At 44.9% G+C, this 22,548-nt stretch carries 18 protein-coding genes; 5 read left to right on the top strand and 13 right to left on the bottom strand.

Annotated elements, in window-relative coordinates:
• Positions 1-319 precede the first annotated feature (319 nt).
• Positions 320-1,321, top strand: coding sequence for a helix-turn-helix transcriptional regulator (locus tag FEF09_RS13265; protein WP_146305565.1), 1,002 nt, complete (start codon positions 320-322; stop codon positions 1,319-1,321).
• 542 nt (positions 1,322-1,863) lie between these two features.
• On the opposite strand, the gene FEF09_RS13260 is transcribed toward FEF09_RS13265, so the two are convergent.
• The 9 genes from FEF09_RS13260 to FEF09_RS13220 all read right to left on the bottom strand — a co-directional run bounded on the left by FEF09_RS13260 (position 1,864) and on the right by FEF09_RS13220 (position 12,537).
• Positions 1,864-4,107 (bottom strand): sodium-translocating pyrophosphatase, encoded by a 2,244-nt coding sequence (locus tag FEF09_RS13260; RefSeq protein WP_146305564.1) that lies wholly within the window; start codon positions 4,105-4,107, stop codon positions 1,864-1,866.
• A gap of 89 nt (positions 4,108-4,196) precedes the next feature.
• Complete coding sequence (locus FEF09_RS13255; RefSeq protein ID WP_146305563.1) at positions 4,197-5,741, bottom strand: NAD(P)H-hydrate dehydratase; 1,545 nt, start codon at positions 5,739-5,741, stop codon at positions 4,197-4,199.
• 104 nt (positions 5,742-5,845) lie between these two features.
• A complete protein-coding gene (locus tag FEF09_RS13250; RefSeq protein ID WP_146305562.1) occupies positions 5,846-6,370 on the bottom strand; it encodes a hypothetical protein in 525 nt (174 codons plus the stop codon).
• A gap of 43 nt (positions 6,371-6,413) precedes the next feature.
• Entirely contained in the window at positions 6,414-6,869 is a 456-nt protein-coding gene (locus tag FEF09_RS13245) for a hypothetical protein (protein WP_186774338.1), read from the bottom strand.
• Positions 6,799-7,068 carry a hypothetical protein gene (locus FEF09_RS34760; protein WP_409994856.1) on the bottom strand — a complete coding sequence of 90 codons (270 nt, stop codon included), beginning with the start codon at positions 7,066-7,068 and terminating at the stop codon, positions 6,799-6,801. The genes FEF09_RS13245 and FEF09_RS34760 overlap by 71 nt, the downstream gene beginning before the upstream one ends.
• Positions 7,069-7,504: 436 nt before the next feature.
• On the bottom strand, positions 7,505-9,637 hold the full coding sequence (locus FEF09_RS13235; protein WP_146305559.1) for an OstA-like protein: 2,133 nt from the start codon (positions 9,635-9,637) through the stop codon (positions 7,505-7,507).
• A gap of 8 nt (positions 9,638-9,645) precedes the next feature.
• Positions 9,646-10,644 carry an MlaD family protein gene (locus tag FEF09_RS13230; protein WP_146305558.1) on the bottom strand — a complete coding sequence of 333 codons (999 nt, stop codon included), beginning with the start codon at positions 10,642-10,644 and terminating at the stop codon, positions 9,646-9,648.
• 218 nt (positions 10,645-10,862) lie between these two features.
• Entirely contained in the window at positions 10,863-11,192 is a 330-nt protein-coding gene (locus tag FEF09_RS13225) for a hypothetical protein (RefSeq protein ID WP_146305557.1), read from the bottom strand.
• Positions 11,179-12,537 carry an N-acetylmuramoyl-L-alanine amidase gene (locus FEF09_RS13220; RefSeq protein WP_146305556.1) on the bottom strand — a complete coding sequence of 453 codons (1,359 nt, stop codon included), beginning with the start codon at positions 12,535-12,537 and terminating at the stop codon, positions 11,179-11,181. Before FEF09_RS13220 ends, FEF09_RS13225 begins: the two co-directional genes overlap by 14 nt.
• Positions 12,538-12,777: 240 nt before the next feature.
• Here FEF09_RS13220 and FEF09_RS13215 point away from each other — a divergent pair, with 240 nt between their 5' ends.
• A complete protein-coding gene (locus tag FEF09_RS13215; protein ID WP_146305555.1) occupies positions 12,778-15,522 on the top strand; it encodes a putative LPS assembly protein LptD in 2,745 nt (914 codons plus the stop codon).
• Positions 15,523-15,625: 103 nt separating this feature from the next.
• Here the strand turns inward: FEF09_RS13215 and FEF09_RS13210 are convergent, their stop codons facing one another.
• From FEF09_RS13210 to FEF09_RS13200, 3 genes are all read right to left on the bottom strand, one after another.
• Positions 15,626-16,375, bottom strand: a complete 750-nt coding sequence (locus FEF09_RS13210; protein WP_146305554.1) for a lysophospholipid acyltransferase family protein — start codon at positions 16,373-16,375, stop codon at positions 15,626-15,628.
• Positions 16,376-16,474: 99 nt separating this feature from the next.
• Positions 16,475-17,218, bottom strand: a complete 744-nt coding sequence (locus tag FEF09_RS13205; RefSeq protein ID WP_146305553.1) for a carboxypeptidase-like regulatory domain-containing protein — start codon at positions 17,216-17,218, stop codon at positions 16,475-16,477.
• A 97-nt stretch (positions 17,219-17,315) separates the two neighbouring features.
• A complete protein-coding gene (locus FEF09_RS13200; protein WP_146305552.1) occupies positions 17,316-17,891 on the bottom strand; it encodes a Crp/Fnr family transcriptional regulator in 576 nt (191 codons plus the stop codon).
• Positions 17,892-17,992: 101 nt separating this feature from the next.
• On the opposite strand from FEF09_RS13200, the gene FEF09_RS13195 reads away from it, so the two are divergent.
• The 3 genes from FEF09_RS13195 to FEF09_RS13185 all read left to right on the top strand — a co-directional run bounded on the left by FEF09_RS13195 (position 17,993) and on the right by FEF09_RS13185 (position 21,389).
• Positions 17,993-18,733 carry an SDR family oxidoreductase gene (locus FEF09_RS13195; RefSeq protein WP_146305551.1) on the top strand — a complete coding sequence of 247 codons (741 nt, stop codon included), beginning with the start codon at positions 17,993-17,995 and terminating at the stop codon, positions 18,731-18,733.
• Positions 18,734-18,931: 198 nt separating this feature from the next.
• Positions 18,932-19,978, top strand: a complete 1,047-nt coding sequence (locus tag FEF09_RS13190; protein ID WP_146305550.1) for a DUF4375 domain-containing protein — start codon at positions 18,932-18,934, stop codon at positions 19,976-19,978.
• A gap of 658 nt (positions 19,979-20,636) precedes the next feature.
• A complete protein-coding gene (locus FEF09_RS13185; RefSeq protein ID WP_186774330.1) occupies positions 20,637-21,389 on the top strand; it encodes a M57 family metalloprotease in 753 nt (250 codons plus the stop codon).
• 231 nt (positions 21,390-21,620) lie between these two features.
• On the opposite strand, the gene FEF09_RS13180 is transcribed toward FEF09_RS13185, so the two are convergent.
• Entirely contained in the window at positions 21,621-22,529 is a 909-nt protein-coding gene (locus tag FEF09_RS13180; RefSeq protein WP_146305548.1) for a helix-turn-helix domain-containing protein, read from the bottom strand.
• Positions 22,530-22,548 lie beyond the last annotated feature (19 nt).

Raw genomic sequence — 22,548 nt, 5'->3', positions numbered from 1 at the left:
ATCGAGCAATTCGCAGCGAAAACCCATATTTACTACGAATTGTATGATGTCCTTTTCAGCCACAGGTAAGGATCCGGATACTATACGCATTACCTTGTCACAATCTTCAATGTCGATGGTGCAGTCACTGTCAAACTGGGTACGTATCGCGCTGATTATTGCATGCTTATCCTGTTGGGTACATATATTTGTACGGAATATTCCGACCACCATGACTATTATTATTGAACGTTATGGAATATTTTTGTGCAAAATTGCAGGTCTTTGTCCGTATAGCTGTTACACGAGAAGGATTAAAATTTATATTTAAAGGATTTTTATGGACATCCAGATCAGAAATGACGCCAGAGAGCTAATCTATACTGAGCAGCAGGAATTTCCGCTGGGAAAAATGCGTTCTACTTCTTTGATAGAAGATAAACAAACAGTCAATCTGGCGTTTGTAGAAGCCGATTTCCGGGAAATGTACTTTGACGGATACCATATAGCTATCGGAGGCGCGAATGTTCATCAGAACCTGCACATCACCACTACTGAGCATATTTCCACTATTTCACTGATGTTCGTATTGAACGGCGAGTTTGATTCTGGTCCGGGAGAGGTGGGCGACTTTGCTATGCGTCGGTATAAGTCGTTGGAACACAATCTTTTTTATAATCCTACCATTGCGGAGAATATTGATGTAGAGAAACAAAGGGATTTCGAGCTTGTCGGACTGAGTTTTTCGAAAGAACGCTTTCTGGAGCTGGCTGTGAATAATGGCCGGGTACTGGAACAATTGGCTGATAAAGTGGCAGGAGATAAGATGATCTACCTGAACAGGAAGACGAATCCGCCAATTACTACCCGGATGATGATGGTATTGGAAGAGATACGTCAGTGTAAGTTCAATGGAGGCATTAAAAAGCTCTTTTTACAATCTAAAGTATTGGAATTATTGGCCCTGCAATGTGAGCAATATGAGCGTGTGGAGAACGTACGGAGCACTTCGCATGCTCTGACACCCTCAGATAGAGACAAACTGCATTATGCAAGGGAATTATTATTAAAAAACATACAACATCCACCTTCATTGCCCGAATTGTCCAGAATGGCCGGGCTGAATGAATTTAAACTGAAGAATGGTTTCCGTCAATTATTTGATAATTCGGTGTTTGGTTATTTAAATGACCATCGGATGGAATATGCCAGAAAAATGATTGCCCGCCAGCAGTATACCATGACTGAAATTGCAGAAGAACTGGGCTTTTCTTCTGTCCAGCATTTCAGCGTCGCTTTCAAAAAGAAATTTGGCATCAGTCCAGGTAAGATCAGGCTTTGATCATACTTATACTATACTTATTCTACGTTAATGCTACGAAAAAAACGTAGCATTAACGTAGAATAAGTATAGTATAAGTATAGTCAGACTATAGCTGAACCGGATTGCGGTTTTTGGGGGAGCAATGACCGATCATACTTTTACGCGCAACCTCATTACACCTCTCAACCGGCTCTTACAGCGGCGGTTTCGGATGCCTGCGCGGACCTTAGCCCGTCCCCTGCATCCAGCTACCGTCTCCCTTAGCTCCACCGCACAGCCTACCTACTACTGCCCAATCATCTTAAAAACGGGCGTCAGTCCGTCAGGTATCTGAAACCAAAGCAAAAGCAGCCCAAAAATGAATTAGACCAGAACAGAACAGGTTAGGAAGAGATCTTGAATTTAGGAGACAGAGTACATACTTTATACACGACTCATATACGACGCATATACGACGCATCTCAATCGGGAAATAATAAAAATGGGCACCGGGATTTATCCGGCACCCATTTTTTATTATGTTGGTAGTGTTATTTGTTATCGTTCTTATTTGTTCGATATTACTGTCTTTTTGCTAAAACACCCGCTTTTGCCTGCGTTTTAGCTACCTGTTCAGTCGGCGCTGTTTTCTTCGCTGTAACGACAGTTGTTTTACCGTGAATTTCAGCGAGGGTAGGAGCAATAACCAATGATACGATAGACATCAGTTTGATCAGGATGTTCATAGACGGACCAGAGGTGTCTTTGAATGGATCTCCTACAGTATCGCCGGTAACAGATGCTTTATGTGGCTCTGATTTTTTGTAGTAAATCTCACCTTTGATCTCAACGCCTTTTTCGAATGATTTTTTGGCGTTATCCCATGCACCACCGGCATTATTCTGGAACATACCCATCAGTACACCGCTTACAGTTGCACCGGCAAGGAAGCCGCCTAATACTTCAGGTCCAAAGATGAAACCAACGACAATAGGAGTGAGGATGGCAATACTACCGGGCAGCATCATTTTTTTGATGGAAGCCTGCGTGGAGATAGCCACACATTTATCGTATTCAGGTTTACCGGTACCTTCCATGATGCCGGGGATTTCCTTGAACTGACGACGAACCTCTTCCACCATGCTCATAGCAGCTTCACCTACAGCGCGGATGGCGAGAGAGGAGAATATGAACGGGATCATAGCGCCAATAAAGAGACCAGCCAGTACATCTGCATGATAGATATCGATACCACTGATGCGGGCCACACCTACGAATGCAGCAAAGAGTGCCAGTGCAGTCAGCGCTGCGGAAGCGATCGCAAAACCTTTACCAGTAGCGGCAGTCGTATTACCTACTGCGTCAAGGATGTCGGTTTTTTCACGTACTTCTTTGGGCAATTCGCTCATTTCGGCAATACCACCTGCGTTATCGGCAATAGGACCGAAAGCGTCAATGGCCAGCTGCATCGCTGTGGTAGCCATCATACCGGCTGCTGCGATAGCTACACCATACAGTCCTGCACAGGCATAAGAACCATAGATACCGGCTGCCAGTACGATGATGGGCAACAGGGTCGATTCCATACCTACAGCCAGACCCGCAATTACGTTGGTTGCGTGACCGGTAGAAGACTGACGGATGATAGAAAGTACAGGGCGTTTACCCATTGCGGTATAGTACTCTGTGATGATACTCATCAGGGTACCTACAGCCAGTCCTACGAAGATGGCGCCTACAACGCCGTTTTGTGTAATGGCTATTACATTCTCCCTCAGGGCGCCGGTGCCATCTTCCACGTAGTCACGTTTCAGGTAGATGGATTCAGCAGGAAGGATATAATACACGAGTGCGGCACTGGCGATCGCTGAAAGCACAATAGAGCCCCAGTTTCCCATATTCAGCGCTTTTTGTACAACGCTGGTATTCAGTCCTGCATTCTCGGATATTCTGACAAAGAAGGTAGCTATAATTGAAAATACGATACCAATACCTGCGATCAGCATCGGTAAGATGATAGGAGCAACGCCACCGAAGTTATCGTGGGAGTTTACTTCGCTGCCCAATACCATGGTGGCCAGTACAGTGGCTACATAAGAACCGAAAAGGTCAGCGCCCATACCGGCTACGTCACCTACGTTATCGCCTACGTTATCGGCAATGGTAGCGGGGTTGCGGGGATCATCCTCAGGGATACCTGCTTCCACTTTACCTACGAGGTCAGCACCTACGTCGGCTGCTTTGGTATAGATACCACCACCTACACGTGCAAACAGAGCGATACTTTCCGCACCGAGCGAGAAGCCGGTCAGCACTTCAATGGTTTTGATCATTTCTTCTGAATTGGCGCTTGCGCCGAAATATGCTCTGAGGAGAATAAACAGTCCGCCGAGACCTAATACGGCCAGACCGGCTACACCCATTCCCATCACCGAACCACCTGTAAAGGATACTTTCAGTGCGTTGGACAGACTGGTACGTGCTGCCTGTGCAGTACGTACATTCGCTTTGGTCGCTATCTTCATTCCGATGAAGCCTGCGGTGGCAGAGAATACGGCACCGATAATAAAGGCAATGGAAATAATCCAGTCAGAATTGTGGTTTGTTGCGCCCATATAGCCGAGGAGGAGAGCGGCTATAATTACAAAGTAAGTAAGGATTTTGTATTCAGCTTTTAGAAATGCCATCGCTCCTTCTGCAATGTGCTGGGCGATTTCTTTCATTTTTTCATTGCCGGCGTCCTGGCGGGATACCCAGGAACTTCGGATAGCAGTAAATAACAAAGCTAGTAATCCAAAACATGGAACGAGGTAAACGATATTCATATACGTGATTTTAACAATTCCTATAAATATAACCTTTTATCGAGTATTTATCATGGGGTTTTGGCGCCGGAAAAGGGGCAAAAAAAGGGTTAACAGGATAGCTGTCTGCGCAGCTCCAGGAAGCTCTTTCCGAGGAACTCAACAATATCTTCCGCTATCATGGCTTCTTCTGAACGTTCTGCTGCGGCATGGTCGCCGGAGAGTCCGTGCAGCCAGACGCCCATGAGCATCGCATCCCGGGGTGTGTAGCCCTGCGCCAGCAGGGAAGTGAGTATTCCGGTGAGTACATCACCGCTGCCGCCGGTGGCCATACCGGGATTACCGGTGGTGTTAAACCAGATGGAGCCATCTGGAAAAGCCATGGCAGTATAGCGGCCTTTCAAAAGGATATTCAGTTTTCTTTTAACGGCATTTTCTGAGAGTACTTCGAGTCGTTCCACGTCATTGGCTGTTTTACCGAACAGCCTTTCAAATTCCTTCGGATGTGGCGTCAGAATTGATCCTGCGGGTACTTTATCCAACATTGCAGGAGACGATCCTAATAAGTTCAAAGCATCCGCATCGATGACCATTGGTTGATGATAATGCTCCAGTAATTTTTCGAAAGCCCAGCAGGTACCTGCGGCAGTGCCGAGTCCGGGGCCGATACCGATCGTCTTATATTTAGCAGCTGCTTCCGCATTGGGCAAGTGTGTGTGGAAGCTGGAGCTATGATCCTTCTGCTCATCGATAAAACACATAGCGCCGGGAGCGGATATTTGTATGATATCATAGCCGCAGGCAGGGACGTGACAGGAGAGCAGTCCCACGCCTGTCCTGAGACACGCTTTCGCACTAAGGACGGCGGCGCCCATCTTACCTTCGCTGCCTGCAATCAACAGGGCATGTCCGAATGTGCCTTTATGGGAAAAGGGTTTCCGCGGACGGTAGATATTCTTTATCTGAAATGCATCCGTAATATGGAAACGGGAGGGAGTCTGCGCAATATAATCGGGTGAAAGATCTATCGGGAGAATGCAGATATCTCCCACAAATGTTGCGTTTTCCGGCAACAGGAAAGCCAGTTTATAGAATTCAAAGCTAAGTGTATGATCAGCCCTGATAACGGTCGTATGAAGCGAAGAAGCGTCTGCCTGCAGACCGGAAGGAATGTCTATCGCAACAAGTTCATGTGCTGCCTTCAGGTCATTTATCTGTCCGATGACAGCGGCCGTCCAGCCTTCGACCGGACGGCTCAATCCTGTGCCCAGTATGGCGTCTATAATAAGGGCATGCGCATCTGGTTGTGGTAGCAGTCCATTCTCTGCAATATCATGTATCGCAGCAGGATATTGTTGTTGTAACGCATTACGATTGGCTGTGTGATCGGCAGAAGCTTTGGAGCTGTGGTGCAGTACGTAGGCATGTGCGTCATAACCACGGTTGCGGAGCAGACGTGTAATGGCGAGACCATCGCCACCATTGTTGCCCAGTCCGCAGAATACATACACAGGGGTATACTCGCTGTAATGCCGGCAGATCCAGGCAGTGCAGGCGATGGCAGCTTTTTCCATAAGATCCAGGCTGCTGATGGGTGTTTGCCTGATCGTATAAGCGTCTGCTTCGCGAATCTGTTGTGCTGTGAATATTTTCATGGTTATTATCTGCCGTGAGGCATAGCTTATAAATATAAGCAAAAAAAAACGACCACACCGCACTGCGGTATGGTCGCCTGATATTGTTGCTGTTCAGCGGGAAATTAGAAAGTGTATCTAACTGACGCACCACCGATCTCTTCTCCTACGAAGTGAGTACCACCGTTGAAGTTGAAATATGGTTTCAGGTCAGCGCTCACTACCAGCGGAATGTTTTTGAATTTGTATTCCAGACCTACGATACCGTCCAGACCAGCGCTTACGAAAGTACCGTCGCCATGTCTCCAGTAATCGTCATTGTGGTAATCGCGGCGATCGTAAACACCTACGTGCGCACCACCACCAAAGTACAGGTGAAATTCTGGTTTAGGGAACGGGGCGATATGGTATTCATACAGACCGGTGAAGGTTACGTTCCTTCTGTTGCTAACGTTGGTAGTTACCAGACCTTCAATTGCATGAGGACCAGTAAAGAAGTGTTTAATGGTTCCACCTACCAGCCATGGGTTAACTCTTAAACCCACTGCATTGTCATAGCCAAAATCTCCGGAGCTGCTGCGTCTCTTTTGTGCATCTGCTGTCACTGCCATCAGTGTGATCAAGCCAAATAATAACACAATTTGTTTCATAATTATAACTGTTTAAAAGAATGCTTAATAGGTTTTTCCTCTCTTACCTTCCGAAGGTATATCGTACGGATAACGCAAAATCCGTGAGATCGGAAGAGGTGTTGAAGTGAATAGCCGGTTTCCAGTCAAGACTCAGGTTCAAAGGCAGAGATGGGAAGGTATAATCCATTCCTCCAATGCCATCCACGCCTGCTATAAATTTCATATTCCCATCCGTTTTTCGGGAGCCCAGATGCGCACCACCTCCGATAAACCATCCCAGACCTTCCGTTGTTTGCGGAGAAAGATCGAAATGGCGTTCATAGAGGCCGGTCACGGTAAAGGTCCCGGAATACACGCCGGCTATACCTTCGACAGCATTTGCATCGCTGAAGAAATAGCGTGCGGTAGCACCGAATGGCAGGCCAAGACGTAATCCCAATTGCGGATTACCTTTTGTTTGTGCATTCACTGTTTGAATACACACTCCAAGTAGCAGGGTTATGAACAGACGCTTCATAAATTATTGCATTGCTTTGCAATAACGGTGCCAAGATACAGATTATTATTTTTGCTATTGTAAATAAAGGTCGCGCAGACCGTTTGAGAAAGCTATATCCAATTAACCCCGATGACAGAAAAGTCGCTATGATGGCTGTTTTTGAAGTGATTTGCCAATCGGCCGCCGTATAAGCCAGGGCCGCAATAAATATTGACATGGTAAATCTGATGCCGGCAATCATACCTATATCAGGCAGCTGGCTCCGGTGGTGCATACTCAGGTAGTGTCGCCAGTCGCAGTCGGGTAGCCAGAAAGGAGAAGAGAAAAATCCCCTCGCAGAGGAATACAGACCGCCAGCAATACACCGGCAATAGTAGCGTGTATGCTGAATTATAGATACAATACCATAAGATGATACCGGGGATAAAATAGCACCATCGAGGGCGTAGTTAGCCCTGTTCAGGATGATGAGCAAAACGGGAATAGCAAAGCTGCAATAGATAGCCGATCTGCAAACCGGCAGTATAGACGATAAGCCTGTTGTCACACTGAATTAGTCAGTATTAAAGCAAAAGCCGTGCAGATGATCAGAATGATCCCTACTGCACGGCTTTTGCTTTAATACTGGTAGATGGGTGATAATAATTTTCTTATCAAAACTCGTCTTCTTCTTTTTTAGGCGCCTCCTCTTCTTTCTTTTTGATCTCTCCTGCAGTACCGAACAATTCATATTTGCTCTTCGGTCTGCGTTTGATATCCCAGTGGAAGTTTTCCAGTTTCATCTGGTCCATCGGGCGCTGTCCGAAGGGATACATAGTACCTTCCGGATCTTTGATGAATGAAATCGTATGCAGTTGTCCTTCTCTGAAATAAATATTGATCACCCCACTCAGGGTTCTGTTCACACTCACATAGGCACTATCATCATCCTGAACATAGTAGATACTTTCAGCATTGCCATCCACGTGCATCCAGTCAATGGCCTGTCCGGTAAAGTAACCGGTGATCTGATTACCCTTGATCTGGTTATACATATTCCTTCCTGCTTCTTTTACGAGCAGTCCGTTTTGATCCAGCAGCAGTTTGTCAGCCTTCTGGTTTTTGGTATACATAAAGATCGTATCGCCACTCAGCTGTGTTTCATTAGCCCATAATACCGGGTTTCTGTAGAAGCGGAAGATGGAATCTTTACCAGAGTAGTACAGGCTATCTGCCACTCCCTGCAGGGAGTCGGAGTAGATACGCACATTGTGCCATGCCCTGATAAACCTGATTTCAGTAGTATCCTGTTGCTGTGCGCTGGTATCGGCAGGCAGTGTCAGGGCTTTGGCCATACCGCTGGTATCATTGGGAATGGACAATGCTTTTGCTTTCAGGATACCGATAGAATCTTTTGCCAGTACAATACCTGCCGGGTGAGGCAGTTTGCTGGTATCATTTGCCAGTGCGGCAGCTTTTTCTTTAAATGCGATTAAGACGGAATCTTTGGATAATACGACACTATCCGCATGGAGTGCTTTGGTACTGTCAACCAGTTTGGCCAATGCATTTGGTAGTTTCGGTATGGTATCCGGTCCCGGCGGAGCAACCATCACTGGTTTTAATTTTGCGCTTTCAGGATCTATGGCACTTTGCAGTCTTTTGGCGAATGCAGAAGTGTCGGATGGAATATCCGGTATTGAATCAGGGAGTGCTGTTTTTACCGTATCCGGTGTGACCGGCGGACTTACTTTCTGCACCGGCAGGGAACGACGGCCACGGGTGACAGGCTTCACTGTATCAGCGGATACTTTCACAGCGGCTGCTGTAGTGGTATCTTTTTTTACAATGCCGGAGTAGAGACTATCCGCAGCAAGGAAGAGGGTATCTTTTTCCCTTTCCAGTATCATCAGCGGATGTTGGGTAGCTAATACGGTTTTCTCGATCTGATTGACGGTACCATAGTTGGATAACAGGGTCATTTTCTGTGCGGTGTCGCGATAGATCATGTTCCCTACAGCATAAGCCAGACCGGTACGTTTATCCATCGTGATCCTGTCGGCCGTGATGGTAGCGGTACTATCCTCGATTGTAGGCCGGCTGTCGAAATTACCCTCCCCTGTTTCGGTATTATATTCACCGGAAGTAGTGTACATGACGCTCTTACCATCATTGATGGTGGTAGGCGCCAGTATAGTGGCTATTTTAGTGCCGGTGTTATATAATAAAGTATCTGTGGTAAGGGTATATTGCGGATCGACCAGCAATACGTTGTAATTGAAGTAGACATCTTTGGTATCCGCATAATAGTAACCTTCCTGACTGGTGAGCACACTCTTACCATTGACCAGTTTACCGCCCTTTACATAAGTACCGATACGGGCATTCATGTCGTAGAGGAGTTCCGGACCGGAGAGGGTGACCTTACCATCTGTCAGCCGGGCATTATCGCGGAGGGTGGCCAGACGGGTATTTCCTTCATAGTGGAGATATTCTCCATAGATATGAATACTATCGGCCTGATTAATATGTATATGACCATAAGCATCCAGTACGTTGGCTGCTCTGTTGATCAATGCGCTGTCACAATAAAATAAAGTATTTCCCTGACGGAAAATGGCATTACCGATAAATCTGTTCAGCTGTAAGCTGTCTTTTGTGAGCACATTCAGCTTATCGGACTGAATGATGTGAATAACCTGTGTGGTGTCTTTCTGCGAAGATTCTGCTTCCTGCGCTCTGGCAGTGAAGATGCCTCCCAGAAAAAGTCCGGCAAGGAGAAGCCCGCATTTTGCTAAGTGCTGCATTTTCAAGATTATAGTGCCTTCGCGGTATCAGATGGTATGGGCTGTACTTTCGCTTTTTTACCAAACAGGGAGAAGTGTACGTAACGTTTTGGATTCACGCGCAGATCTTCCAGCAGTTTGTTCAGGTTACTGAGTGAATTTTGCAGGTTGTTGTATACCTGTTTGTCATTCAGCATCAATCCTACTGAGCCATCGGTACTATTTAATTTGGTAATTGTTTCGTTCAGGCGTGTTGACAGCTGGTGTAATTGTACCAGTGTCTTATCCAGTTCACCGTTTGCAAGGGCAGCAGTTGTTTTTTCTGCATTACCGAGGATGGCGGTGATCTTATCGTTATTGTTCTTAAGATTAGCAGTCAGTGCTTCGAGGTTGTCGAACGTTGCCTTTACATTTCCGTGCTGAGGATCCAGCATACCATTTAAAGAGGCGGAAGTACGGGTAAAGTTGTTCATGGTGGTATTCAGGTGAGCGATAGCTTCACGCAGATTACCTTTTGTAGACGGATCGAAAATAGAATTAACGGTCAGGAGCACAGAATCCACGGAACCCAGTGTACCCTCCAGTTTTTTCACGAGCGGGTTCAGTTGTTCTTTGAGTGCGTCTGTGATGGATCCATCGACAGCAGCATAGATCGTGTCGCCGCTTTTGAGATAGTCATTAGCGTTACCAAAGTCGATCTGCACGGTTTTAGTACCTAAAAGGTCGCTGGATATACGCGCAACTGAATTTTGCGGAATGTCAATCTTTTTGGTGATACGCAGTTCCACCAGAATCTTTCCGGCGTTTTTATCCATGAGTTCCAGGTTAGACACGCTACCCACTACAAGTCCGTTTACCTGAACGGTTGCGGATGGTTGAAGGCCATTTACCTGGGTATATTGGGCGTAAATTTTCTTACTGGTTGAAAAAAGGCTTTTACCCTTTAACAAATTAAAACCCAAAATCAGCAATGCAATTGATACAGCTGCAAGGACGCCTACTTTGGTTTCGTTAGATACTTTAAGCATAGAATACGTTATACGTTGCTACAAAAATAATCAAAAAAGGTTGCGGGCAATCACAATCCGGATGCCGGGCGTCTATACCAAATCTGATACCGTTTTCGATGACGGCAGGCAAATATGCAGCTTTTCGGGAGAAATTAATCTAATATATTGTTAAAGGAGATCTTGGGGTGGGTCAGGTAACGGGAATGTGTGTGGTGTATTAGCTAAGTTGGAGAGGTTTATCTGCTGGCGATACGGTCATTGTCTGCGGTCACTACTGTGGCGTTCCAGAAGCCTGCTTTTTTTGCTTTGCTGAGTGCGACATTGGCTTCTTTTTCGGTTTTGAAGTTCACCCAGGTATATTTATTTAATGTTTTGCGGTTGATGACGACTGATTCCCGTATGATCGTACCGCGTAAATCCTTAAAGACGGGGGCACTGCGGGTGTATTTTTTGTCGGTGATGACCAGTTGTACATCATATTTAAAGCTGACTTTAGGAACAGAAGGGGTGGCAGCGGGAGCAGATGCGGCTGCTGCCAGCTGGCCTTTCGTATTACCCTGTCCCATCAGTACCGCTTTCCGGAAGCCAAGCTGCTTTGCCTGACGCAAAGCAGCATTGACTTCTGCCTGGGACCGGAAACTGCCCCATATATTTATACTTATTGATCTTTTTACTGTTGGCGACCAGCTGTTCTTTCCGGATGGTCCCCCTTAGTTTATTAAAGATAGCAGCGTCGCGGGTGTACTTTTTGTCACTTACGAGCAACTGGATATCATATTTATAGGCGGGCGTTTCCGGCTCTTTCCGGACAGCTACCTGACGGGTAGCTGTTTTAGTCTTTGAGCCGGATGAAACCGCAGCCGGCGCCGGTGTTTTGGTTTTTGTCGCTGCTACGGCATTCCGGGTGTCGTTGTTTCTGGACTTCGGAGAGCGGTAGCTGACAGGAGTGGACTGTTCGCCGGAAGCGGGAGCAGCGGACTGTCTGTCTTCCGGAGCACTGTAACGGCCCAGTTCATCTTTATAACGTTTGATGGCTTTGAAGATACAATTGGCAGCTTCCTGTTGTCCTTTGTCAGAGTTCAGGTAGTCTTCTTCTTCCGGATTGCTGATAAAGCCCAGTTCCACCAGTACGCTTGGCATGGCGGTCGCCTGAAGTACCCAGATACCTTTTTCGTCACGCTGACGGGCGCCACGGCTGATACGGCCTACATTGGTGAATTCATCTTCAATGAGGGTAGACAGGCGGAGACTCTGGTCAAAATAGGCGTTACGCAGGGTGTTTAATAATATAAAGGTTTCAGGATCAGACATATCCAATACGGAGTTTGCATCTTCCGAGTTGGCGTCCAGCATGATTACGGAGCTTTCTTTCAGTGATTCTGTCTTGGCATTGTTCTTACCGGTAGCCCATACATATGTTTCAGTACCCTGAGCAGTGCTTGGGGAAGTCGCATAGATGGCTCTTTTTACAGGCACCTTCTTTTTACCTTTCTTAATATAGACTGTTTTGTAACCGGTCACCTTACGGGTGGGACCTGCTGAGTTACAGTGAATTGAAATAAAAAGGTCTCCTTTTTCCCTGTTGGCGATGATCGCTCTCTCATTCAGGTCAGCACGCAGGGTAGAGCCGAGGGCATTTCTGGTTTTACGCGTATATACTACACGTACATCTTTCATATTTTCTTCGATGATCTTCCCCAGTTTCAGGGCCACGTCCAGCACGACACCTTCTTCAGTAGAATATTTACCACGGGCGCCAGGTGTCTGCGCACTATGGCCTGGATCTATAATGATGGTCCGGAGCGGAGGATTTTGTTTTTTGCCAATAAGAGGTCGGTTCGTCGCGTAAAGTAGGATAGTCCCAAGGAAGATGGCACATCCGAAAAATATCCAAAATCGGTTCCAGCGCATGATTCAGTTTTTATATAATTTAATGGGCGTTAGTATTCTGTTAAATTGTTCAGGGAGCGCAGCGTCCGCTTTGTTCCTTGGATTGTCGTTCGTATTTTGTCGTTCGATAAATGACTGGATGCTTTGTTTGGCCTGGCGCTCATTTTCGTTTTACAATTGATAATAATTTGTATAAAATCTTGTAGGTTTGTGCCCGCTTAACACATGCACCTGAATTACAAAAATAATTATAAAAAGTTTTTGCGACAGATATACCTGACTTTTGCAGGTATATTAATTGTCATTCCTTTTATAATAAACGCAGTAGCAACTCCCGCGCCAAATGCCGGAGTACGTTTTAACAAAAGTTTCACAGATACCGTACCAAACCCGGATACGAGTCATCGCATCCCTGATACCACCAAACTGCCTCAGAAAGTGGCACCGGTGAGTACTGAGGAGATAAAGATGAACGATGATGGGTTCCCTGACGACAGCACTGGTACGGATAGTCTGGATATGCCAAAGGTATCGAAAGATAGTCTGGAAGCTCCTATTACCTATAAAGCAAAAGATTCTATCGTACTCCTCGTGCCGGATAAACGTTTCTATTTTTATGGTACCGCTAATACCAAATATCAGAAAACGACCCTGAACGCGGAACGTATGACTTATAATCAGGCTACAGGTATTATGGAAGCTACCACAGCGACCGATACTGCCGGTAAACCTTACGGCCGCCCGCAGCTGGAAGATAACGGACAGGCTTTCGACTCAGATACACTGAGGGTGAATATCGCAACACATCGTGCAAAGATTATCAATACCCGTTCACAGTATGGGGAAGGATTTGTGTTGAGTCAGCAGACCAAACGCGAACCTGACAACAGCATCTTTGGTTACAAAAACGGCTACACTACCTGTAATCTGGATACCCCTCACTTCCAGTTCAGAGCCAATAAGATCAAAGTTATTCCTGATAAACTGGTAATATCCGGTCCGGCAAACCTTGAAATTGAAGGGGTACCGACGCCATTATTTATACCTTTTGCCATATTCCCGATCACACACGGCCAACAATCAGGTATCCTGGTGCCAAGTTATATCGTGAATGCACAAAAAGGGATGGGTTTGCAAAATGGTGGTTATTATATAGGTCTGGGAGACAATTTTGATATGACCCTGCGTGGTGAGATCTATTCTTATGGTAGCTGGCAGTTGATGGTAAGCCCTACTTATCGCAAGCGTTACCATTATAATGGTGGTTTTACCCTGAGTATCGCTAATACACGTTTCGGTGATCCGGCAGTAAAAACAGAGTTTACCAAATCGCGTGACTTCCGTCTTACCTGGAACCACAGTATGGACAGCAAGGCCCGTCCGGGTGTAACCTTCGGAGCCAGTGTGAACTTCGGTACGGCAAAATTCAATACCTATAACGTATTTGACTATGCTTCCCGCGTAACCAATACTTTATCCTCTTCCATCAACTTTTCGAAGACCTGGCAGGGTAAGCCTTTCAACTTTACCTCCAGTCTGTCGCACTCACAGAACCTGACTACCCGCGACGTGAACATTGCGTTCCCTTCAGCAACATTCACCGTGAATACGATCTATCCTTTCCAGCCAAAAGAAGTGGTGGGTAAGGCTAAATGGTATCATAAACTGGGGGTAGGGTATAATGGTACACTGAATAACAGCGTGACCTTTAAAGACTCCGTGTTCGGTAAATCACAGATGTTTGATGCGTTGCAGTCAGGTGTAAAACATTCCGTACCTATCTCATTCTCTATTCCGGTATTTAAAAACTTTACCCTGTCACCGGGCGTGAGTTACTCAGAATACTGGTTTACCAAGAAAACAATCAGGACATGGAAACCTAACAAGCGTGTCAGCATTGACTCCCTTGGTGGTATCGATACAACTTATGAATCTGGTTTTTATACCGCCAGACAGGCCAGTGCCAGTATTTCACTGTCCACCGCCGTGTATGGTATGTACCAGTTCAGCAAGACGTCCAAGATTAAGGCTATCAGACACGTGATGCGTCCCACAATCAGTATGAGTTATCAGCCTGACCTTGCTAAAAACGCTTATTATTATCTACAATATAACAGAGATGGGGATAGCTTAAGACAGTCTTATTTCCTTAGCTCCTCAGTTGGTGTGCCTTCGGATGGGCGTGCCGGATCGATCTCCTTCGGATTGGATAACAACCTTGAAATGAAGGTCTTCTCGAAGAAAGATACTTCTGCCAACCATGAAAAGAAGATCAAATTATTGGATGGTTTTGGTATTAATACGTCTTATAACCTGCTGGCAGACAGCTTCAAACTGGCGCCATTCAGTATCTATGCCCGTACCAATCTGTTTGATAAACTGAACATTACAGCCAGTGGTAGTATAGATCCGTATGAGGTGAATTCCCGTGGCCGGAGATTGGATAACTATGTGTGGAATACCGGTAAACTCAGCCTTGGTCGTCTGACAAATGCGAGTATCGCCATGAGTACTTCCTTCCAGTCTCAGGATAAGAAAGCAAAAGATAAAGAACAGCAAATCAACAATATAGAGAATGAACAGAGCACGGATGCCGCTTTTCAGGCCCAACAGCGTCAGCTGGAGCAGGTAAGAAGGAATCCGGGTGAATATGTGGATTTCGATATTCCATGGAAGCTGGATCTGTCGTATAGTATGACCTATTCCAAACAGATCATTCCTGACTCTGGTGGGGTCGTAAATACTTTCAATCAGTATCTGAGCTTTAACGGTGATTTCAGTCTGACGCCAAAATGGAAAATCGGTGTAACCAGTGGTTATAACTTCAACGAGCAGAAGCTGGCATATACAAATATGTATATCTCCCGTGACCTGCACTGTTGGCAGATGTCGATCAACCTGGTGCCGATCGGTACATACCGTCAGTTCAGTATCACGATCAGTCCGAAATCAGGTATTTTGAGAGACCTCAGGATTAACCGATCGCGAACGTTCTACGACTTGTAGCTACGCAGTTAGTGAAAGATATAAAAACGAAGAAGGCGCATATCATATGCGCCTTCTTCGTTTTTATATGAATAGCCTATGGCTTGTATGATTATGTTGTTTATTATTTTTTCCAGTTTTGTTCGATATGCTCCCACATCGTTTTAAATACCCTTTCTTTCAGTGATTCCAGATCGGCGGCCGTCAATCCCGTTGTATCAACCGGTGCCAGAAAATGGATGTCTATTGCGTGCGGAAGAGCATAAAAGACCTTTCCCGGAGGCATGATCTTACGCGTATTGAAAATGACGGTGGGCAGAATTGGTTTTTGTGTTTCGATAGCCAGTGTAAATGCACCATCGTAAAAAGATTTTAGCGGATCATCTGTTTTGTTGCGGGTCCCTTCCGGGTACAGCAGCATGTGTACGCCATCGTTCAGCACTTCTTTCATTTCCGCTACACTGCGCTTACGGCTTTCAGGATCATGTCTGTTTACCAATACAGAACCTACCTTATACATGATGCCGAAGACCGGCGCCTTTTTCATTTCTTCCTTGGCCAGACTTTTACTGGCAGCAGGAACTGCATAGGTGGTGGTAGGAACGTCCATCATGGAATTGTGATTGCACACAATGATATAAGGTTGGTCGGAGTCGAAGTATGCTTTCCCCCTCACCCTCACCGGACAAAAAATCAGGGGCATGAATACATGCATCCAGCCGCGTCCGAGCGCCATAAAATAGTGGATATTTCGTGGTCCGGGAAGCAGAGAGACCAGCCACATAGGTAGTAGCATGATCAGCATAGTGCAGATGAAGACGATCAATGCATAGATAGCGTATAACCTGGCCAGGATATTCTTAAGCCATTTCATATCTGTTGGAGTTATTCTTGAGCCCTGTATTTACTATATAAATATAGGGACTATCTCCTATATATGCATACATGCCTGTGTAGGACGTCCTAAAAAGTCTTATTTGCTGTCAGGATGCTCGCGTTTCCAGTCATATTTGAAATAACGGCCGAGGTCTTTGATGTATCTGAAGTAGTCGTATTCTGTATCGTATTCAAGGATCTGGTAATAGCTCGGACGATAGCGTTGCATAAAGGCATCCAGTGCTGTGGAATCGCTGATACCCGTCAGTTTTTTGACAAGCGCTTTATTGAAACGGTGACTGACATAGTCCTCTTGTTCAAGCTCTATCAGGTGATCCCTGAACCTTTCCATTCTTTTGATCTTCCGCATAGATAGGAGGGCGTCGAGGTTGAAGCCAACGACGGTACTACCTGTACTGATATATTCGGGACTGTAGTTAAACACCTTCTGATATTCCATACGGTTGGCGATGGAGTCCATCTGATAGGTTCTCCTCTTTTCTTCCACGACGACAGTAGGCAGGGTCGTAACGTCCACGTGTATTTTGGTATCAAAAGGACGGTTACGCGGGATCTCGGCTACCGGGATCTTCATGGTGGCTTTGCCCTGATAGGAAAAGCTGAGGGAATCGGCAGGAGCCATATTGAGACTATAACGACCCAGTGAGTCGGTAACAGTGCCACCACCACTGGAACTCATAACGCTGACATAGGGCATACCAAAACGGCCGGAACGATCGTATACTGTACCGTATACCCGTACCTGCGCTGTGGCGATTCCGCCTGACAGCACCAGTATAAAAAACAGGACCGTTTTTAGTAAAAGGGTAGAATTACTCATTATGGGCTAAGCTAAGGCAGCTGAAAAAGATAATCAAGAATACAGGAAATATTAACATTTCATTTTAGATGAACGGTTCTCCGGCAGGGATGGAAAGCTATAAGGCCTTGTTTCGCCTGATCCTGCTGAGGGATTGCGGGGTGATACCCAGATAGGAGGCAATGTCTCTCAGTTGTACCCTTCTGGCAATATCCGGCTGTTTTTCCAGAAAGACCTGATAGCGGGCTGTGGAATCGAGGCCCAGATAAGCATTACGGGTAACGATTTTTTCCAGTAAAGCCTGTTGTATACGTTCGTCTATCAGGGTTTTCAACAGGGGATAAGTCTTATAGAGATCCAGCAAAGCCGCTCTGTCAATGACCAATACTTCGAGGTCACAGGCCGCTACAATGGACTCATGTGCGACTGTCTGTGTAGTGAAACTTTTTAGAATCGTACAGAAGTGATTTTCATTGATAAAGAAGTGCGTCACATCGTTACCATTGTCTCCCTGTACCAATATTCTGATCACACCCTGACAGATGAAAAAAAGTTGCCGGCAGGCATTTCCTGAATGGAACAGCACTTCTCCTTCCTTGAAGGTCTTACTATCAAATGCCTGCAGAATGTCTGACTGTTCTGCTGCAGTAAAAGCATTTCCCGGCTGAAGATAATTGAATAACTGACTATCCATGTAGCAAATATCTGCAATTTGAAGCAGGAATTCCTTTTTTACCATTTGTTAAGTGCCATGATTCCGGTGCGGGCGACCTTTGACCTATCAAACGAATAATCATGGAAAAACAGACTCAGAAACAGACATTAGAAGGCCAGCGGGTAATTATACTGGGCGCGAGTTCCGGTATCGGATTGGCAACAGCAATTGCCGCTGCAGAAGAAGGCGCGAAAGTAGTAATTGTGTCAGGTAATCAACAGCGTATGAACGATGCACTCAAACAATTACCAGCCGGTAGTGAAGGATATGCCGTTGACCTGTCAAATGAAGAAAACATCCGTGCTTTTTTTGAAGGCGCAGGTAGTTTTGATCACCTGATCTATACGGCAGGGGAGAACCTGACCTTACAGGAGATCAGTAAGACCAATATCGCAGATGCACAGCGATTTTTTAACGTGCGTTACTGGGGCGCATTTGCAGCTGTAAAATACGCGGCACCCTATATCAGAAAAGGGGGCTCTATCAATCTTACCGGTGGTAATGCAGGTCAGCGTCCAAATGGAGGATGGGGTGTAGCAGCCAGCATCTGTATGGCTATGGAAGGATTTACGCGTGCTATGGCGGTAGAACTGGCGCCTGTAAGAGTGAATCTGGTAGCACCGGGTGTAGTAAGAACGAATCTGTGGAATGGTATGCCGGAAGCCGATAGGGAGAATATTTTCACCACGCTGGGAAATTCATTGCTGGTGAAAAGAGTGGGTGTGGCAGAGGATATTGCACAGACATTTGTGTATATGATGAAACAGGCGTTTGCAACAGGACAGATACTGACTGTGGATGGCGGCGGCGTTCTTGTTTAATCAGGAATTAAGTGTTAAAAATTGAGCAGTAATACGCTGCTGTGGAGATAAAAGCGGATGATTCTTCTTGTTTGAAGGATTGTCCGCTTTTGTGTTATTAGTGGTAGGAAAGTAGTTAGTCTTGCATTATGATAATTGTGTATATTTATTGCCTCCCAAAGGCAATAATTGCCCGAAAAACCAAACAGATTTTATTCCATGAAGACTAATTACAAACTATCAACTGGGGACAAAGCATTCATTGAAGAACATTTAAACGGAGATCTTTATAATAAAACTGATCCGGAAAACCAGATCCGGCCAGAGATATCCCCGATTGATTATTACAGATTGCATAATATGGATTTTAACTGGGCTGTATTAAGTCCGTTATCAAAAATGGTCGCTGCATATCTGGAGAAAAAACAACAAGACCTGACTGAAGCAATTGCAGTAACATCACCCGGGCAAAAATTACTATTCTTCTGGTGGTATTTAGACGGTCAGGTTACAAATGGTGGTTTCAGCCAGTTTATTGACAATGGTTATGATAAATATTTCCCGGCAGTGTTAAATGGCTTAAAGCAATTACCCAATAAGAAATATTATGAGCTGGTCGAGAAGGTGTATTTCCTTTATCTGAAGGGAAAGTCCGACACTGTTAATAAAAACAACATTCCTTATTTCAAGATAAATGCACAATTATACAAAGACCTTGAAGCTTTCATCAGAGAACATCAGGAGCAATTTATCAAACCGATAGATAAAAAATATACCGGCCGGGTAGAGCATAAAACCGATAATGTTGTAGAAGTTTTAGAAGTAAAGAAAGGAGTGCCGGAAGGGAAATATGAAAAATACGTAGACGGTGTTCAAATAGAGGAAATATTTTACAGTAAAGGTAAACAGATTGGGGAAAAGAAATTCAAAGAAGGACAGCCATATGAGGAGAAAAGAACTGATAGTACTGTTAAAAACATGGAACATACACTGAAATACTATCCGAATGGGCAATTGAAATCGCACACAAAAAGAATAATAAAAGACAGTTATAATTCGAATATGGTATTCAGGGATAGATTTTATGATACCGGCATTATAAAAGCGCAATATTGGGAGGACGAAACAGAAAAAATTCACATCAGGAGATATTTTGATGATGGACAGATAAGAAGTTACCACACGATTAAAAAAATTGAAAATGAACGCTTCAATAAATTGAATGAATACCTGATTTGTTTTGATGAAAACAAAAAGAAACGTTAACTAACGGGAATGGTATTTTTCACGATTATGATTTTGAGGAAGAGGAAGACCGTAGGTTTTCATTTTATAGTTATGTAGTGAATTGTGAAAACTATTTAGCTAATGGGGTGTCAGATGGTTATCAAAACGGGAAATTGTGGCTTAAAAGAAATTATGTGAATGGCTTAGAGCACGGTCTTAATATTGAATATGATGATAATGGTAACGAAGAGTCTATAAGAGAATATGAAAATGGAAAGTTTGTGCGGATAGTAAAGCAAAAAGAAAATTAAACTGTTTTAATATAATGGGCCAGTCTCTTTGTGGGGTTTGGCCCATTTTTCTGTATGTGCATCAGTGGGAGAGGCGACTTAGATAATTTGACTGAGATCTCTTCTCAGCCGCCCAATTAAATATCTTTCTTTCCTGAATAAATATTTGTAACATTGATAAAACCCGAATCTAAATCTGTCAGCCTGAACTAAATCGTAATCAATCAAATTCGCAGAACTTTTTTTGAGAGCCTAATGTATACCGACGTTTAAGTGAACGCTGTAGCTATTGAATAACTTTTCCTGTGGTATCCTATGTAGCAAGCATGCATGGTGATGATGTTCTGCGTCCTGATAATGCTTTTTCATACCCTGATCTTTCACTTTTAAAACCTAAATGCAACAACATGAAAAACATGTTTCTTCCTCTGCTGCTCCTCCTGACCATTTGTTTTGCAGCCTGTAAAAAGTCAGCCGATGGCCCCGGCGAGACGCCTCAAACCGAGTACGATAACGCAGCTAAAGTACGCGCTTACATCCGCGATCTGGGATTCCCGGATAATGCGGTTGTCGAAAATGCAAAAGAGTTTATTGCTGAAGGCGACATCGTATTCCCTAAAGACATGGAAGTACCTTCAGGTAAGCCTAAAACAGAACAGTATTATACAGGTAGTCTGGTTTCTGCTACCAATGTAACAAACATTCGTCTGCGTATCGATGCTTCCATGACTTCCATGACATCAGAAATCAACTCTGCGATCAGCCAGTGGAATGCTATTTCCGGTTGTTCTATCAACTGGACAGTAACCACAGGTTCTTCTTATGATGTAATCATTGTTGACAGCAATCTGGGCAGTGGCGTATGTGGTTCCGGTACATTCCCTTCCGGTGGCCGCGCTGGTAGCACCATCCGTATCAACAAAGCCTATATTGCCGGCAATAGTTTTGCACAGCGTGCACGTACCATCTGTCATGAGATGGGACATAATGTGTCTTTCAGACATACGAACTGGTCTTCTATCGGTGAGTCAGGCGCTACAGCTGTTCCCGGTGTAGGTGGTACCGATGCGTCTTCATTGATGAATGGCGGTCAGTGTGGTAGCGGCGCGACAGTGTTATCTACAAAAGATAAACAGGCCGCACAGGTACTGTACCCATGAGAATTACGAATCAGCATTTTAACTTCATCATTGGCTGCATATGATATGAAGTGACTTGTTCTTTGATAGCGAAAGAACTTCACTTGCATAGGTGATTAGCCAATAAATTTATAACACTATAAAAGGAGTGGCTCTTCTCATAAGAAGAGCCACTCCTTTTATAGTGTTTAAGTATGCTATCAAGCAGGTATGAATAATAGTACTACATGACAGCCAATTTTCTGACAATCCTTAATTTCTGATTGTTCTGAACGCTTTCGGCGAGCGTCCTGTTTTATTCTTAAAGATCTTCGTGAAATGCGAAGGATGCTCAAAACCCAGATCATAGGCGATTTCACTGATCGGCTTATCAGAACTCCACAGCAGTGCCTTCGCCCGTTCTACCAGTTGCAGGTGAATATGTTCCTGCGTAGTTTTGCCTGTATATTTATTCAGCAGATCAGAAAGGTAGTTGGGAGAAAGGTGCAGGCGGGAGGCAAAGTATTTTACATCCGGCAGGCCAGCTTCGATCAGAGAATCCTGCGAAAAATAATCTTTCAGCAGGTGTTCGAAACGTTCCACCGTATCATTGCTGACATGCGCCCGCGTGAAGAATTGACGGTCATAGAACCTGTTGCAGTAGTTCAGCAGCAATTCCAGGTTGCTTTGAATAAGTCCCTGTGTATGTTTATCGATGTTCTGTGCATACTCTTTCCTGATATTATTGACACATTCACCAATCGTTCGTTTTTCTTCCTCCGATACATGAAGTGCTTCATTCACATCATAGTGAAAGAAGGTGTAATCATTGATCTTTCTGCCAAGAGTCGTATTGTTAATGAGATCGGGATGGAAAAACAATCCCCAGCCTTCTTCTATCTGCATATCCCTGCTGGTGGAAGTTACCTGATGAGGGGCAGTGAACATCAGTGAGCCTTCGCTGAAATCATAATGTGACCTGCCATATTTCAGGAGCCCTTTGAACTGCTTGCAAAAAATGCTGTAGAAGCCCAGCCGGTAGAATGACCCATCCGCGGGAATACTCTCCCTGTTCACCTTCAGCAGATCGATAACGGTGATCAGCGGATGTTGTGGTTTGCCACATCCGTAGAATGTATGCAATTCACTGATCGTGTTGATATCTACATATCTGTTCTGCATAACCTAAAGATACGTCGGA

Source organism: Chitinophaga pinensis (genome assembly GCF_007896845.1).
Taxonomy (GTDB): Bacteria; Bacteroidota; Bacteroidia; order Chitinophagales; family Chitinophagaceae; genus Chitinophaga; species Chitinophaga pinensis_C.
Note: the sequence above shows the minus strand (reverse complement) of the source record. Positions and strands in the feature narration are given on the sequence as shown.